The sequence below is a fragment of the Amycolatopsis sp. lyj-108 genome (genome assembly GCF_046549005.1).
Lineage (GTDB): Bacteria > Actinomycetota > Actinomycetes > Mycobacteriales > Pseudonocardiaceae > Amycolatopsis.
Map to the genome: position 1 here is coordinate 1 of NZ_JAJPWQ010000007.1, position 15,325 is coordinate 15,325.

Genomic DNA, 15,325 nt, shown 5'->3' on the forward strand with positions numbered 1-15,325 from the left:
GATCGTTCGGGTCAAGTTCCGGGTCTTTGCCCAGATCCAGGATGCGGTCGTTCTCGTACCAGCCGAACAGCCGCCGGCCTGCCTCCTGGTTCTGGGACCGGTTGACCCACCGTACCGTGTAGTCCAGTGCGTACTGTGCGCCTTCGTATTCGTTTCGCGCGGAGCCCTCGTAGGTGGAGGCGAAGGCGTACTCGTCGCAGTCGAACGGCCCACCGGTCGGTGGCCGCGGCGGCATCCCCACTGTGGCGCAGAAGTTCGTCGACACGGTGCGGTTGCGGGCTGCGCGGGTGCTCGAGGCCTCGCTGCGGCCGGACGCCAGCCGGTGCAGCGTGTCCCCGGGCGCGGGTGAGCCACCGAGGAGCCGTTTTCCCTGCTTGGGTGGCACGGTCGCATCGGGATTGGCGCGGGCCTCCTCGACATGCACGGCATGCCCGGCCACGGCCGGGTCGCTCTTGCCGTAGGACATGCCCGGCACAGCGCGGTCGAAGATGCTGCCCTGCTTGTCGCGCAGGTAGAACGCGCTGTCGAACCGTAGACCGCCCTCGGGGCTGACCGACTTCAGGTCGATGTCGCGTTTCGGGGTGAACTCGTACTCGAACTTGAACACACCTTGCGCAAGTTGCTCGCCGAACTCCGCGCCAGGCTGGTATCCGTCGGACAACAAGTCGAGGTAGGAATTCGGGTCGAGGCGCCATTGCGGGATGGTCGCCTTGCGAGTGGAGAATTTGCCCGGGTGGCACGCGCGGTCGTTGGGGATCCCGAAATCGACCCGGTACTCGCCCGCGCACTGGATGGTCACCTGCATCGTGGCGTTGGGCTGGGTGAACGCGCCCTGGGTGTAGAGAATCGTGGTTTCCAGACGGAAGTCGGCGAAGCGCTGCGTGGCGTTCTCCGGATGCGGCCCGATCTTGCCGTAGCCGACCACGACACTCGTCGCGCCGATCGCACCGATGACCTGGCAACCCCGCGGCCCGCACTTGAGGTCCACCGCCCAGACCAGATCGATCTGGCAGTAGGAGAACCGGTTCTTGATCCACCCCGCGTCTTGCCCCGCGGTGCCGGCCTTGGCCAGGCAGTCGGCGTGGGTCATGTATTCGTACGGGTCGGCTGGTTTGCTGCTTCCCGGGAATCGGGAGCTGTCCACGACATACGGCGGGTCGGCCGCCGCGATCCGCGGCTTCTGCTGCGGCGGCGCTTGTCCCGCCGCGGCGCTTGGCTGGATGCCGAGTGCGTCGAGGTTTCCGTCACGCTCCAGCGTTTTCCGGACGATATCCGGATTCTGCACCAGCGCCGGATCGCGGATGACATACATTTCCGAGCGGTAGGTCACCGCCTCGATCGCCTGCGCGGGCACCGCCCCCATCATTAGCGCGACGACAGCTCCTAACGGCAAGAGCGCATGTCTGAGACGTATCACAATTGTTGATCCTCCCCTAGAATCACCGTTCTGCAGTCAGGTAAGGACTGCCGGGCTGAAGACTCTCGAACCGTACAGGTGTTCGACGACCGCCAATCGAGTGACAACGGTTCAGGAATTTCTTGGATTACGGTGTACGGATTCGGCACACTGCGTGTGTTGCAGTGAAACAAGGTTTATGGTCGCCGGTACGAAATTCGGTGACGTATCGTGTTCGGCGTCGGAAGCGGCAGAATGGGCGGCGTGTTCGGGTCTGGCGATTTACTGTGGAACACCCGGAGGTTGTAGTGTAATTCTCAGTCTGACGTCGTACAGGTGACGAATTCCGCTGGGTTTTTCAGCGTGAGGCGCGTCGGTGTGCGACGCGGGTTTGTTGCGTGCCCTGCGAGTGATAGCCGCGGTATTCGTGGCCCAGGCCGCTTCCGCTCACACTATCGATTCGTCAGCGAGTTCGGTGGCCCGGCCGCGCCCGTGGACGTTGCCATCGTCGGTGGATGTTCCAGCCGGTACTCGTGGAGATGAGAAACGGCCGTTCGGCCCTGGCCTTTGGCCAGTCACAGCGTTGGCAGTGAGGGCGTGCCGTTGGTGGCGCAACGCGCGGTCTGCTGGCCCCGAGGTCCCGGCGACGCCAAACACCTTGACGTTGCAGTGACAGCCAGACTCTCGGACCACGCTGGGCCGCCGCTTACGGACGGGATAGTTCCTGCCGAATCACCGTTTGCCGCGACGATCGATGACGGTGACACCTTGAGGTGCCTCGGCGACGCAGTCGTCACCACGGCACATGCCGATCGTCTCCACGTTGGTGTCGATCGCCACGCCCGGGGGAAGGCGGCCGGGATCCAGTTCGATCGTCACCGTCGTGCCGCGGCCACGGGGCGCGGTGAAGGACTCGGGCGGTCCGATTGGGCGCAGGCCTGCCAGTTCCTGATGTAGGCCGCGCCCGTCCTGCCACACCTTCACGGTGGTCCGACGGCTCAACGCCGAGGCGGCCGCTAGCGTCCATCGGTCCGGGCCCAGCAGCGAGCCGAAATAGCCACTGTCCGGCACGCGGCAGCCCTCGGCGGCGCAGAGTTGGTCGTCGGTGATCGAGAAGGAGAGGTCGTCGAGGATCTCGACTGCCACCACGGGGCTGTGCGGGGCAGTCAGGTGCGGTGCGGGGTGGACGGCGTGGTCGACGCCGACGTGGACGACGTTGGATGGCAGCCGCGGGTCGTCGAGGGAGACACCGAAGTACATCCCCGGCCGGTGGCGAACGGACTCGTCGAACTCGAGGACCTCGATGTCGGCCGTGCTGTATTCACCTTCTGCCACAGCACAATGCTACGGCGTAGGGCCGAGCGCGCTGCCGCGGTGATTAGTCCGCCGATGGCCGTAGTTGGGCGGTTGCGGCGCTGTGGTGGTCGGCGCTGGTCTGATCTGCGTTCGAGCGGTCCTGGATGGCGGGCGCCAAGCGGCGGACCGGTTGGTGAGTCTCCTGGCCGAGCGCGGGGACCTTAAGCAGTTAACCGAGCGCGCCGACAGCGGCGACCGTCGCGCCGCCAGACGAGTGGCTGATTTTCTGGTCGAGCGGGGTGACGTCGAGGCGCTACGCCAGCTCACCGACGACGGCGACATCCACGCTGCCTTGCGCCTGGTTGACTTGCTAGCCAAGCGGGGCAACGTTGAGTTAACGCGCCAACGCGCCAACGCGCCAACGCGCCGACAACGGCGACCACTACTCTGCCGCGCGACTGCCTGACTTGCTGGCCGAGCAAGGAATGCTGGATCTGCTTGACCGCGAAGTCGCGGCGGGAACCAGGGGCGCGGCGCGGGCTTTGCGCCGCACGCACATCTCGTCCGCCGGCTCGTGAGGTTTGACAGCTCAGGAGCGATAAACTTCCGAAACGTAAGGCGCGCTGGACCGGAGACACATTGCTGGTGGTGCATGACTGGGACAGCGTGATCGTGGAGAGCGAAGCCGTCATCGTCGGCTTCGCCGCCGCGCTGTACTCGACCGGCAGTGTGGGCGAGCTGGCGAGCGTCGAGGACACGGAGCGGTTCTTCGACGCGTATTGCCACTCTCGTGGCCGGAAGCTCAGCGCCGACGAACGTGAGCGGTCGTGGGCGGCCGGCGTCTGGACCAGGGTTTACGACGCCAAGCATCAGCACACGGTCGGGCAACCCAGCACCGCATTGTCCGAGAGTGAGGCCCGCGATCGCCTGCATCGCAGTGGGGCATGAACGGGGCTCTGCGTAGCCTGCGGTGTCCGGATCGTTGCCGGGCTTCATCCAGCTGGCCGTGTCCGGGTGCGCCGTTCTGCGGAATCGTGGACGAGCTCGAAGGGGATGGGTGTCGACCGCGGGGCGGGGAGCATGGAGCTGCGTCATTTCAGATACTTCACGGCGGTCGCCGAGCAGGGCGGGTTCACCAAGGCCGCGACGATGCTCTTCGTCTCGCAACCGACGTTGAGCCAGCAGATCCGCGCGCTCGAGCGGGAGCTCGGCGTGCCGTTGTTCGTGCGCGCGCCGGACGGGGTCCGGCTGACCGCCGCCGGTGAGGTCTTCTACGGGCACGCGGAGGCCGTGCTGCGGATGGTGGACGAGGCCGCCCGCGCGGCTCGGCGCGCCGGATCGGAGCCGAACGTGCTGCGAGTCGGCTGGGCGCCGCCGATCCCGCGCGCGCTGCACGTGCCGATCGCGAGCGCGTTCTCGGCGGCGTATCCGCATGTCCGGCTGTCGTGGCAGGAGACCACGCTGCCCGACCCGGAGCGGCCGCTGCTCGACGACGAGGTCGATGTCGCGCTGTTGCGGTTGCCGGTGGACATCGAGCGGGTGCTGTGGGAGCCGATCGTCGACGAGCCGTGCGGTCTCGCGGTTCCGGTCGGGCATCCGTTGTCGGAGCTCGGTTCCGTCGAGGTCTCCGACGTGCTTGACGAGCCGATGCCGAACGTCGGCGACGCCGTGCCCGAGTCCATGAAGCGGTGGTGGCTGCTGTCCGACTCGCGCAACGGCGAGTACCCGGAGCCGGTGGGCGAACCGGTCGGCACGGTGACGGAGCTGGCGCTGTCCGTCGTCCTGAACAGCGTGGTCTGCCCGGCCCCGTACCTGTATGTCAAGACCGCCTCCGTCCACGGGTTCCACGCCGTGGAGTTGCGCGGGGGTCCGTGCTCGTCCACCGGTGTCGCCCGCCGCCGCGACGACCGGCGCGCGCTGCCCCGCCTGTTCTGCGAGCTGGCGGCCCGGATCACGGCCGAACTGCCGGTATAGCCCCGGCTGATCGCCGCATAGCCACAACGACTTCGACCAGGACCGGCGCGTGGCCCGATCCTCGAGGACACCGGGAAACGCCGTCACGACGGGAGTCCACCGACCATGACAGTAATTCGGTACACCGTGCCGATCACGGTGGTGGTGGCCGTGCTCGCCCTGCTCCGGCCATTGCCCGCGTACGCCGGGACGGAGCTGTCCCAGCAGCTCTGCCGCGGCAACCAGATCGGCTCTATCCGCGACACGGCCCTGACCGTCCTGAACGGGCAGCCGACGAGCTTCGGTTACCGGGACCGGACGATCATCGGCCCCGGCATTCCCCTGCGGGACGGGGATGTCGTACGAATCCGGGCGACCGGTTCGATCAAGATCGACTCTTGGCCGTGGGGGCCGTCGTACTCGCCCGCGGGCCACCCGGTCGAACGGACGAGGACCTTCTGGGGCGGGATTTCGGCACCGTCGTACGGTCTCTACGGATTCTTCGTCTCGACGGGGACCGCGTTCCCGATCGGGGCCGACAGCGGATGCGTGGTGCACCGCGGGCCGGAGACCTGGCTGTGGCTGGCGCAGAACGACGAAAGGACCGTCGACAACAGCGGGCGGTGGGATCTCGCCGTCCGGGTCTGGAACTTCTGACGCGTATGAAACGCGCCCTGGTGCTGCTGACAGCGGGGTTGGGCGCCTTTCTAAGCCTGGCCGTGGCGCACGCGGTGGCGGTCGACGACCGCGTCGTCTTTTCCAGCAACCAGGCGGCAGGCGGCTGGTTCACGGTCGACGTCCTGGCGAACGACACCCCGCGTGGCGCGCAGGTCCGTGCCGTCGAGCTGGTGTCCGGCCCGACGGACGGCGTGGTGGAGCCGACTACGAGCCCGGTCGGATTCCGTTGGCGCAGGGGAACTTCGACGACCGCGCAGTGGGGCTACCGGATCGTCGACATGGCGGGGAACCGGAGCAATACGGCGACCGTGTCCGCGGGGGTGCGGATCGGCCCGCATCCGCACGACGACAGCTATCAGGCGACCACGGGTGTGCTGCTGAAGGTTCCGGCACCCGGTGTGCTGACGGGTGACAGTCATCCCGACGGGGAACGGATGACCGCGCGGACCACGATGAGAAACGGTGTCACCGCACGAGGCGGCCGGGTGGTCCTGCGGCCCGACGGCTCATTCGACTACGCGCCGCCTCTCGGCTTCACCGGAACGGATTCCTTCGGTTATCGGGTGGTGGACCCGCAGAACGACGCGGCGGACGCGACCGTCACCATCGCGGTCCAGCCGAGGTCGGCCACGCCGGCACCCTCGCCGACCGGCGACCAGCCGTCGGGCCGCCCCGAGGTCACCGTCCACCTGCACGGCTATCCGGCGGAATGCCGGGCAGGTCCGCTCATCGTCGGCGGCAAGAGCCTGGACACCTGGCTCGACGACGCCGAGCAAGGACGCGGCGGCGCGGCGAACTGGGAGTTCATCGACCTGCACGCGTACCTTCCTGACGGCTTGGCGGCGGGCGTCCGTCCCGTGCAGTTCCGGTGCGGCGGGACCACCTATCCCGCCGGGACCATGAGACTGCCGACCGGCCCGGGGCTGACGACCTTCGAGCTGACGTGGAAGGCGAAGCCGGCCACCACCACACCGGCCCCGCCGCCCACGGAACTGCCACCCGGTTCCCCGCCGCCTCCTCCGGAACCATCCGAGCCGAAACCGCCCGGGCTTCTCCACATTCCCGTGCCGAGCGAGGTCCTGACCGATCTCCGGTCGCTGGCGGCGAGCGCGGTGGAGGCGGCGGCGATCCTCGCGCTCGTGCTGTTGCTGGAGGCGGCGTTCCCGGCGGACCTGGTCAACAAGATCCTCGAAGTACGCCGGACCAAGAGCATCCTCGAACGGCTGGAGACGGCGTCGCCCCGTGGCCACGCGGTGGTGCGGACACTCGGTTACGCGGCGATCGGCGGGGTGCTGCTGGTCTGGGCCGACGCCGAGATCAATGCCCGTACCTGGGACTGGGGTGTCGTCGCGCTGAAAGCGGCGGCGGGCGCGATCTCCTTGTCACTGGTCGTCGCCGCCTACGAAAAACTCAAGGATTCGCTGCTCAGCCCGGACCGCGGCCGCGGCCACCTCCGGGCGATCTGGCTGGGGTTCCTCTTGGCCGCGGTACTGGCCACCGTGTTCCGATTGCTGGGCTCTCCCGTTCCTTACGTCTACGGACTGGTCATCACCTTCTTCGCGGTGGGAGCGGTCTCGACGAGAGCGCGAGGACGTGCGACGCTCGGCGGCGGGATCGCCGTCCTCCTGACCTGCGTCGGTCTCTGGGCGGCGCTCGCCCCTCTCGTCGTCGCCGGGCGTGAAGCGGCTCCGAAGTCGGTGGCCTACGGGATCGCCTTCGCGATCTGTGTCGTGCTGGCCGCAGGGATCCAGGTGGTCGTCTTCGGACTGCTCCCGATCGAGCCGCTCGACGGATACGCGCTGAAAGACTGGAGCAAGGTCGCGTGGTGGGCGTTGTACGCGCCCGCGGTCTTCTTCTACGTCCACGTGGTGCTCAAGAGTGTGCATCCCGCCCTCGACGACGACCCCTCCGCCGCGCGGATCTTCGTGGCGTCGTGCCTGTTCGTCCTGGCGAGTGTGACTAGTTTCCTCCTGCGCCGGTTGAAAGGGGTGACCGAACGTGGCCGGACGGCTTGAGTCGCGCCTGGTCACCTGCTGTCGGCGTTCAGGTCGGTGCCTCGGGTTTCGGTGCTGAGGAGCAGTGCGACGAGGGTGACGGCGATTGTGCCGACGAGGTACAGCACGACCGCCGTGGGGCTCTGTTTTTCGGCCAGCCACACGGCGATGAGGGGCGCGGGTGCGCCGGCGATGATCGAAGAGCCTTGGAACACCAGGGAAGCGCCGGCGAAACGGCGGCGGGTCGGGAAGAGTTCGGTGATCCAGGCGGCTTCCGGTCCGGCCAGGAGTCCGTGCAGTGCCGCGCCGGCACCGACGCCGAGATAGAGCAGAGGCAGATTGTCGGCTTGGACGACGGACGTGGTGGTCGGCTTCTGGGCCAGCGGCTGTAGATCGTGTTTCGTCGGACAGCCGCTCGCCCGGTGTCACTGAGAGAGGGATGCCCGCAGCCGGCCGATGATCCGCAGGATCTCGGTGCGGTGCTTGGCGGACTTCAGCCAGGCCGGAAGCCGGGCCAGCATGGTCAGCGCGGGAAACTTGCCGCGCTCGCGGTGCCGTGCGCTGACGTATCGCTCCAGGATGTCGTCGCTGGTCGCGCTCACCCCGAGTGAGCGGACCAAGCTGGGGGAGTGGTTCCCGCACCTGCACGCCACGTTCCGTGATGGTCAGTTGGAGACGGCTCCGAGGGCCATCGCCATTTTACGACTGAAGCCCCACCCCTCCGAGGAGGAGCAGGGCTTCTGACCTGCGAAAACAGATGGTGCGCGATACTGGGATTGAACCAGTGACCTCTTCCGTGTCAGGGAAGCGCTCTCCCGCTGAGCTAATCGCGCGAGGTGGAGACGGGATTCGAACCCGTGTACACGGCTTTGCAGGCCGTTGCCTCGCCTCTCGGCCACTCCACCGTGTCAGGCCCGAGAGGGCCTTCCGAGCGGATGACGGGATTCGAACCCGCGACCCTCACCTTGGCAAGGTGATGCGCTACCAGCTGCGCTACATCCGCACATCCTCGGTCTGGATGGGAGGTCAGATCCTCGCGGTTCTGTCTCTCACCCCGTCGCCGTGGTGTGTGTGAACACTATCGAACCCCGAAATCGCCCCTGCAACCGGGGTGCCACTTGCTGTTCGCAAGCCCGTCATCAGGCCAGATCGTTGGGGATCAGGTGGGTCAGGGCGTCGTCGACGTCGACCCACAGATGCTCGTTGCCCGGGAGCACGACGTCGTAGGTCCGGTCGAGGAAGTCGGCCAGCTCCTGAGCGGACGCCTCGAACATGGCGTGCCCGGAGGGCGAGTTCAGTTCGATGAGGACGGACTCGGGGTCTTCGACGGAGGGGCGGATGCGTACGTCGCCGTCGCCCGCGTCGGCAAGGAGGCCGTCCGCGAGGAGGTCGCGCGCGTAAACCCACTCGACCCAGCCGGCGCGGCCGGTGCGGAAGGCGGCCACGACCGCGTAGGGGTCGCGAGTGTCGTATCGCAGTTCCACCTTGACAGGGACCGCGGGCGTCCGCGGCGCCAGGAGGTCGAACACCGCCGTCGAGCGGAGCGTCACGTGATCGTTGCGCATCGTCCTACCCTTCGTCTCCTTCCCGGCCCGGTCGAACCGAGTGGCGATGATGTGACGCATCGGCCAGGTGATCGGAACGCGGTTTTGCCGCAGATCACCCGGACGGGGTCATCGGACCCCGGGTCCATGCTCCGTCACCCCATCATCACCCGCGCGACGCGCAGCCATCCATGCGCCCTGCAGGCAGTCCACATGTACATACTGCGCGGTTTAGTCGTCACGCGATAGCACCGTCGCATGAATGTCGAAACGCGTCGCGGGCGCCCCCCGGCCGCGACAACCCCGGCTAGCTCGTGGTTGTTCGCTCCGTATTTGCTGGTGAGCGGAGTGTGGTCGGCGGGAACCACCCGTTTGCAGGCCCCCTAAAGTCTTGGGGTAGAGTCTGCCGGACACCGCGAGCGGGCGATTAGCTCAGCGGGAGAGCGCTTCGTTCACACCGAAGAGGTCACTGGTTCGATCCCAGTATCGCCCACCGGATGAAGGCCCTGGACCATCGGTCCGGGGCCTTGATTCATTTCCGGGGACCGTCGGCGGTGAGCCGTCCGGAGGCATTCGATCCCCAGGTCGGACGCGGGTTATGTGGGGACGGTACTTCTGCCGTCGCGGAGATCGCGGAAGGCACGGCTGAATCCATCGGGTGCGGCGTGGTCGCGGTGGGCCGCCGGTTCGAAGATCAACGAAGCCTGTCCTGCCGGCCGGTGTGGACATTCGCCTAAAACCTCGTGTCACGTCGCGAAAGTGTCGCATCGTCCGGCCATTGAGACATCTTTGTGATCCTCGGCACGAAGTGGCCGTCGAAAGGTCCAGACCATGTGGAAAGTGATGTGGGGCATGGTCGGCGAGCTCACCCATCCGGCTCCGGTGGAGGGGTCGCCGTGATGCTGACGTGATGTGACGAAACGCCACTCCGGTGACCGATTGACAAGGTAGGTCCGTGCGCGGTGAACCTGACCGGCCCGCCGTGGTCCTCCGGGCCCGTGAAATCCACAATGGACCGGCCGGAGATCGATTTCCCGAGACCGTCCACTTTGGAGTTTTCCGGGCTGCTCGGCCGATCGGGGACGCGATGCTCCAAGTGGCCGTGAAGACCGGGAATTCGTGACTACTTTGGGTAGTTGTTCGGCGGATACGGTCTATTACGCATCGTCACCATCTTGTTATCAACAGGGCATTCATTTGCCGGATGCTCGCGCAGGGTGTGGCTGGAAATCCTTGTAACGATGGCCGGAGAGTGGCCGATACCTTGGCGTGTGTCGCCCCATCGGACGCTGAGGGATCTTGAGAATCGATCACTCTTCGAAATCGCTCTCATTTACTCAGCGTGTTGATCCGGCGTTCGGGAATTCCCTCTCCGGGAGGTCTGATGGAAGAGTCGGTGCGGCCGTCGTCCACCGTCAACGGGACGCCGCAGCACATCGACCTTCAGTCGATCCCGCCTGCCCCTCGACGGGGTGCGGGCGATGTCGCCGCGGTCGACACCACGTCGGCGCGGCCGCCGTACGCGGCTTGGGAATCGCGCTACCGCGCCTGGGTCATCGGTAGTGACGTTTTCACCGCGTTCGTGCTCATCGTGATGAGCGCCTTCTTGATCGATCGATCGGATCCGCACGACATGCACGCGCTCGGTACCGCCGTGGCGTTCCTTTTCGGCCTGTCGGTCTGCCGTGCGTGGAGTCCGCGCGTGCTGGGCGAAGGCGCGGAGGAGTACCGGACGCTGGGCCGGGGACTGGTGACCACCGCCGTCCTCGTCGCGCTGGGCGGCCTGCTCTTCGGCGCACTCGCCGTGCAGCCCTGGGTCTTCATCATCGTCCCGATGATCTCGGTCTTCATGTTCCTGCAGCGGTACGCGCTGAGACAGGTGCTGCACCGGCGAAGACGGCTCGGTGAATGTCTGCTGCCGGTGCTCGCGGCGGGAAGTCCGGACACGGTCGCCGATCTGATCACCCGCACCAAGGCCGACCCCCATGTCGGCTGGCGGGTCGAAGCAGTGTGCACGTACTCCGGCGCCGGCGCGGAGCGGGGGAGCGGCGAGGTGGAAGGCGTCCCGGTCGTCGGGAAGCTCGACGACCTGGCAAGCCACGTCCGCCGCGGCGGCTACCGGGTGGTCGCCGTGACCGCCGATCAGCACTGGAACCCGAAACGCTTGCAGCGGCTCGCCTGGGACCTCGAAGGAACGTCCGCCGAGATGGTGGTCGCGCCGGTGCTGATGGAGGTCGCCGGCCCTCGGCTGAACGTCTCGGGTGTGCTCGGCATGCCGCTGCTGCGGGTCACCGCGCCGATGTTCACCGGCGGCCGCCGTCTGGTCAAGGAAGCACTCGACCGGTTCGGCTCCGCCCTGCTCCTCACCCTCGTTTCCCCGCTGCTGATGGTGATCGCGGTCGCGATCAAACTCGACGACCGCGGGCCGGTGATCTACCGGCAGCGGCGTGTCGGCCGGGACGGCCACACGTTCACGATGCTGAAGTTCCGCACGATGGTCACGAACGCCGACAAGCTCAAGCAGGATCTCCAGGCGGACAACGAAGGCGCGGGCCCGTTGTTCAAGATGCGCAAGGATCCGCGGATCACGCGGGTCGGCGGTCTGCTTCGCCGGTACTCGCTCGACGAACTGCCGCAGTTGTTCAACGTCGTGGGCGGGCGGATGTCGCTCGTCGGCCCTCGGCCGCCGCTCCCGGAGGAGACCGCGAAGTACGCCCCCGACGCGCGCCGTCGTCTGCTGGTCAAGCCGGGGCTGACCGGGCTCTGGCAGGTCAGTGGCCGCAGTGACCTCAGCTGGGCCGACAGCATCCGTCTCGACCTGCGTTACGTCGAGGACTGGTCTCTCGCCCTCGACCTGGTGATCCTCTGGAAGACCTTCCGTGCCGTGGTGCAGGGGCGAGGAGCCTACTGAGGCGTTCCTGTGACCGGAACCACACGCAGCGATAGTTGAACGAGAAATAGTTCAGCGCTCAACTAGGTTGGGACCGGTACAGGACGCGTACGGAAGGAAGATCCACCCATGACCACCAGCGTTGAGCCGACCGAAGCCTTGAATCTCCCGCAGGACGTTCAGGACCTGTTGTTCCGCGAGGCCCGCACCGCGAACAACTTCAGCGACGAGCCGGTGACCGACGAGCAGATCCGCGCGATCTACGAGCTGGTCAAATGGGCCCCGACGTCGATGAACAACCAGCCGCTGCGCGCGCTGGTGATCCGCACCGAAGAGGGCAAGAAGCGTCTCGCCCCGCTGATGGCCGAGGGCAACCGCGCCAAGACCGAGGCCGCGCCCGTGACCGTCGTGCTGGCCGCCGACACCGAGTTCCACGAGAACCTGCCGCGCACCTTCCCGCACTTCCCGGGCGCCAAGGACCTGTTCGCCGACGAGGCGGGCCGCGTCGAGACCGCCAAGCTCAACGCGCTGCTGCAGGTCGGCTACTTCATCATCGGCGTCCGCGCCGCCGGGCTGGCCGCCGGACCGATGACCGGCTTCGACGCCGAGGGCATCGACAAGGAGTTCTTCGCGGACAAGCCGTGGAAGTCCCTCGTCGTGATCAACGTCGGCAAGCCGGGCGACAACCCCTGGTTCGACCGCCTGCCGCGGCTGGACTTCGACGAGGTCGTCGAGACCGTCTGACCTTGTCCCGCGATACGCGAAGGCCTTCTTCCGATGGGAAGGAGGCCTTCGTGCTGTTAGAGGTAATGCGCGTGAGCCTCGCCGCACCTGACGACTAACATCACGGGAACCATCCGCTATACCGCGAGGAGTCCATCGTGTCCCAGCCGTCGTCAGTAGCAGCCGCAACCGCCTCGCGCGTGGTGGTACCGGCGGGCACTACGGCGGGCACCGCGGTCCGCGAAGCCGGGCTGCCGACCAAGGGTCCGGACACGATCGTCGTCGTGCGCGACGCCGAGGGGAATCTCCGCGATCTGTCCTGGGCGCCGGAGTCCGAGGTCGAGGTCGAGGCCGTCGCCGCCCACACCGAGGACGGCCGCAGCGTCATCCGTCACTCGGCCGCCCACGTGCTCGCCCAGGCAGTGCAGCAGCAGTTCCCGCAGGCCAAGCTCGGCATCGGGCCGCCGGTCAAGGACGGCTTCTACTACGACTTCGCCGTCGACACCCCGTTCACTCCGGAAGACCTGCAGGCGCTCGAAAAGCGCATGAAGCAGATCGTGAAGGGCGCGCAGCAGTTCTCCCGCCGCGTCTTCGATTCGGTCGACGAGGCCAAGAAGGAACTGGCGGACGAGCCGTTCAAGCTCGAACTGGTGGACATCAAGTCCGATGTGGACACCTCCGAGGTGATGGAGGTCGGCGGCGGTGAGCTGACCATCTACGACAACCTCGACCCGCGCACCAAGGAGCGCGTGTGGAGTGACCTCTGCCGCGGCCCGCACGTGCCGACCACGAAGTTCATCCCGGCGTTCAAGCTCACCCGCGTCGCCGCCGCCTACTGGCGCGGTGACGACAAGAACCCGCAGCTGCAGCGGATCTACGGCACCGCTTGGGAATCCGCGGAGGCGCAGGACGTCTACCTGGAGCGCCTCGCCGAGGCCGAGCGGCGCGACCACCGCAAGCTCGGGGTCGAGCTGGACCTGTTCTCCTTCCCCGACGAGATCGGCTCGGGGCTGCCGGTGTTCCACCCCAAGGGCGGGATCATCCGGCAGGAGATGGAGAACTACTCGCGCCAGCGGCACGTCGAGGCCGGGTACGACTTCGTCTACTCGCCGCACATCACCAAGGGCGCGCTCTTCGAGACCTCCGGTCACCTCGACTGGTACCGCGACGGCATGTACCCGGCGATGCACCTCGACGCCGAGCACAACGAGGACGGTTCGGTCCGCAAGCCCGGCCAGGACTACTACCTCAAGCCGATGAACTGCCCGTTCCACGACCTGATCTTCCGGTCGCGCGGACGTTCCTACCGGGAACTGCCGCTGCGGATGTTCGAGTTCGGCTCCGTGTACCGCTACGAGAAGTCCGGCGTGATCCACGGCCTGACCCGCGTGCGCGGGATGACGCAGGACGACGCGCACATCTTCTGCACCCTGGAGCAGGTCCCCGGTGAGCTCAAGTCCCTTTTGGACTTCGTGCTGAACCTGTTGCGCGACTACGGTCTCGACGATTTCTACCTCGAACTGTCCACTCGGAACGAAGAGAAGTACATCGGGTCCGAAGAGGTCTGGGCCGAGGCGACCGAGGTGCTGCGCACCGCCGCCGTGGACTCCGGGCTGGAGCTCGTGCCCGATCCGGGCGGCGCCGCGTTCTACGGGCCGAAGATCTCCGTGCAGGCGAAGGACGCCCTGGGCCGCACCTGGCAGATGTCGACCATCCAGCTGGACTTCATGCTGCCCGAGAAGTTCGAACTGGAGTACACCGCGGGCGACGGCAGCCGTCAGCGTCCGGTGATGATCCACCGCGCGTTGTTCGGTTCGATCGAGCGGTTCTTCGGCGTGCTGACCGAGCACTACGCGGGCGCGTTCCCGGCGTGGCTTTCGCCCGTTCAGGTGGTCGGCATCCCGATCACCGAGGACCAGGTCGAGCATCTGCGCGGCGTCGAGAAGGCATTGCGCGCCAAGGGGATCCGGGTCAACGTCGACGCGAGCGACGACCGGATGCAGAAGAAGATCCGCACTCACACCACGCAGAAGGTGCCCTTCATGCTCCTGGCGGGCGCGAAGGACGTCGAGGCGGGCGCAGTGTCGTTCCGGTTCCGCGACGGTGGCCAGATCAACAGTGTCCCGGTGGCCGACGCCGTCGAGGCGATCGCCGGCTGGGTCCAGCGCCGTGAGAACTCCTCGCCGACCGTGGCGGGCTTGGAGGCGGTCCTCCGGTGACGGGCCCCGATGGCCCTGAAGTCGTCGGACAGGACGGTGTGGGGGTCCAGGACGCGTTGCAGCGCCTGTGGACCCCGCATCGGCTCGCCTACGTGCAAGGGTCGAAGAAGCCCGACGAGGGCTGCCCGTTCTGCCGTCTCCCCGAGAAGAGTGACGAGGACGCGCTGATCCTCGCGCGCGGGGAGACGGTGTACGCGGTGCTGAACCTGTACCCGTACAACCCCGGCCACCTGATGGCCGTGCCGTACCGCCACGTCGCGGACTACACGGACCTGACGGCGGAAGAGACCGTCGAGGTGGCGGAGTTCACCCAGCGCGCGATGCGGGTGATCCGCGAGGTGTCCTCGGCGCACGGGTTCAACATCGGGATGAACCAGGGCGTGATCGCCGGCGCGGGAATCGCCGCGCATCTGCACCAGCACGTGGTGCCGAGGTGGGGCGGCGACGCGAACTTCATGCCGGTGATCGGCCACACGAAGGTGTTGCCGCAGTTGCTGGGGGAGACACGGCAGCTGCTGGCGGACGCTTGGTAGGCGGTCCCGGTCCAATGCAATGAAAGGTCCTTTCCTTGCGAAATTTGCAAGGAAAGGACCTTTCATTGCGCGCGCCGGTTGCCCCGGCACCCGTCAGCC

12 protein-coding genes, 4 tRNA genes and 1 pseudogene are annotated in these 15,325 nt (G+C 67.0%); 9 read left to right on the plus strand and 8 right to left on the minus strand.

Going from position 1 to position 15,325, the window contains the following annotated elements:
* Both ACLJO0_RS24575 and ACLJO0_RS24580 read right to left on the minus strand, forming a co-directional pair.
* On the minus strand, positions 1-1,354 hold a 1,354-nt coding region (locus ACLJO0_RS24575; RefSeq protein ID WP_410580725.1), incomplete at its 3' end, for a hypothetical protein.
* A gap of 774 nt (positions 1,355-2,128) precedes the next feature.
* Positions 2,129-2,731 (minus strand): hypothetical protein, encoded by a 603-nt coding sequence (locus ACLJO0_RS24580; protein ID WP_410580726.1) that lies wholly within the window; start codon positions 2,729-2,731, stop codon positions 2,129-2,131.
* A 609-nt stretch (positions 2,732-3,340) separates the two neighbouring features.
* On the opposite strand from ACLJO0_RS24580, the gene ACLJO0_RS24585 reads away from it, so the two are divergent.
* The 4 genes from ACLJO0_RS24585 to ACLJO0_RS24600 all read left to right on the plus strand — a co-directional run bounded on the left by ACLJO0_RS24585 (position 3,341) and on the right by ACLJO0_RS24600 (position 7,338).
* Positions 3,341-3,640, plus strand: coding sequence for a hypothetical protein (locus ACLJO0_RS24585; protein ID WP_410580727.1), 300 nt, complete (start codon positions 3,341-3,343; stop codon positions 3,638-3,640).
* A gap of 105 nt (positions 3,641-3,745) precedes the next feature.
* A complete protein-coding gene (locus ACLJO0_RS24590; protein WP_410580728.1) occupies positions 3,746-4,666 on the plus strand; it encodes a LysR family transcriptional regulator in 921 nt (306 codons plus the stop codon).
* A 105-nt stretch (positions 4,667-4,771) separates the two neighbouring features.
* Entirely contained in the window at positions 4,772-5,302 is a 531-nt protein-coding gene (locus tag ACLJO0_RS24595; protein WP_410580729.1) for a hypothetical protein, read from the plus strand.
* A 5-nt stretch (positions 5,303-5,307) separates the two neighbouring features.
* Positions 5,308-7,338 (plus strand): FGLLP motif-containing membrane protein, encoded by a 2,031-nt coding sequence (locus ACLJO0_RS24600; protein ID WP_410580730.1) that lies wholly within the window; start codon positions 5,308-5,310, stop codon positions 7,336-7,338.
* Positions 7,339-7,349: 11 nt separating this feature from the next.
* Here the strand turns inward: ACLJO0_RS24600 and ACLJO0_RS24605 are convergent.
* The 6 genes and pseudogenes from ACLJO0_RS24605 to ACLJO0_RS24630 all read right to left on the minus strand — a co-directional run.
* Positions 7,350-7,673: pseudogene (locus tag ACLJO0_RS24605) on the minus strand (arabinose ABC transporter permease); the annotation flags it as partial.
* A gap of 69 nt (positions 7,674-7,742) precedes the next feature.
* Complete coding sequence (locus tag ACLJO0_RS24610) at positions 7,743-7,919, minus strand: hypothetical protein (RefSeq protein WP_410580731.1); 177 nt, start codon at positions 7,917-7,919, stop codon at positions 7,743-7,745.
* Between the two features lie 156 nt (positions 7,920-8,075).
* Positions 8,076-8,150, minus strand: a tRNA-Val gene (locus ACLJO0_RS24615).
* A gap of 1 nt (position 8,151) precedes the next feature.
* A tRNA-Cys gene (locus tag ACLJO0_RS24620) sits at positions 8,152-8,222 on the minus strand.
* A 25-nt stretch (positions 8,223-8,247) separates the two neighbouring features.
* Positions 8,248-8,320 (minus strand) — tRNA-Gly (locus ACLJO0_RS24625).
* Between the two features lie 136 nt (positions 8,321-8,456).
* Positions 8,457-8,882, minus strand: a complete 426-nt coding sequence (locus ACLJO0_RS24630) for an SsgA family sporulation/cell division regulator (protein ID WP_005159130.1) — start codon at positions 8,880-8,882, stop codon at positions 8,457-8,459.
* A gap of 400 nt (positions 8,883-9,282) precedes the next feature.
* Here ACLJO0_RS24630 and ACLJO0_RS24635 point away from each other — a divergent pair.
* From ACLJO0_RS24635 to ACLJO0_RS24655, 5 genes are all read left to right on the plus strand, one after another.
* A tRNA-Val gene (locus ACLJO0_RS24635) sits at positions 9,283-9,354 on the plus strand.
* A gap of 891 nt (positions 9,355-10,245) precedes the next feature.
* Positions 10,246-11,772: a sugar transferase gene (locus tag ACLJO0_RS24640; protein WP_410580732.1), complete on the plus strand. Its 1,527-nt coding sequence runs from the start codon at positions 10,246-10,248 to the stop codon at positions 11,770-11,772.
* Positions 11,773-11,880: 108 nt separating this feature from the next.
* Entirely contained in the window at positions 11,881-12,495 is a 615-nt protein-coding gene (locus tag ACLJO0_RS24645; RefSeq protein ID WP_410580733.1) for a malonic semialdehyde reductase, read from the plus strand.
* 137 nt (positions 12,496-12,632) lie between these two features.
* Entirely contained in the window at positions 12,633-14,693 is a 2,061-nt protein-coding gene (thrS, locus tag ACLJO0_RS24650) for a threonine--tRNA ligase (protein WP_410580734.1), read from the plus strand.
* Positions 14,690-15,226, plus strand: a complete 537-nt coding sequence (locus ACLJO0_RS24655; protein WP_410580735.1) for an HIT family protein — start codon at positions 14,690-14,692, stop codon at positions 15,224-15,226. The genes thrS and ACLJO0_RS24655 overlap by 4 nt, the downstream gene beginning before the upstream one ends.
* The last annotated feature ends 99 nt before the right edge of the window (positions 15,227-15,325 follow it).

What these genes read in the sequence shown, in the direction of transcription:
- ACLJO0_RS24590 (WP_410580728.1), top strand. Translation starts at nt 3,746, where the DNA reads ATGGGTGTCGACCGCGGGGCGGGGAGCATGGAGCTGCGTCATTTCAGA.
- ACLJO0_RS24595 (WP_410580729.1), top strand. Translation starts at nt 4,772, where the DNA reads ATGACAGTAATTCGGTACACCGTGCCGATCACGGTGGTGGTGGCCGTG.
- ACLJO0_RS24600 (WP_410580730.1), top strand. Translation starts at nt 5,308, where the DNA reads ATGAAACGCGCCCTGGTGCTGCTGACAGCGGGGTTGGGCGCCTTTCTA.
- ACLJO0_RS24630 (WP_005159130.1), bottom strand. Translation starts at nt 8,882, where the DNA reads ATGCGCAACGATCACGTGACGCTCCGCTCGACGGCGGTGTTCGACCTC.
- ACLJO0_RS24640 (WP_410580732.1), top strand. Translation starts at nt 10,246, where the DNA reads ATGGAAGAGTCGGTGCGGCCGTCGTCCACCGTCAACGGGACGCCGCAG.
- ACLJO0_RS24645 (WP_410580733.1), top strand. Translation starts at nt 11,881, where the DNA reads ATGACCACCAGCGTTGAGCCGACCGAAGCCTTGAATCTCCCGCAGGAC.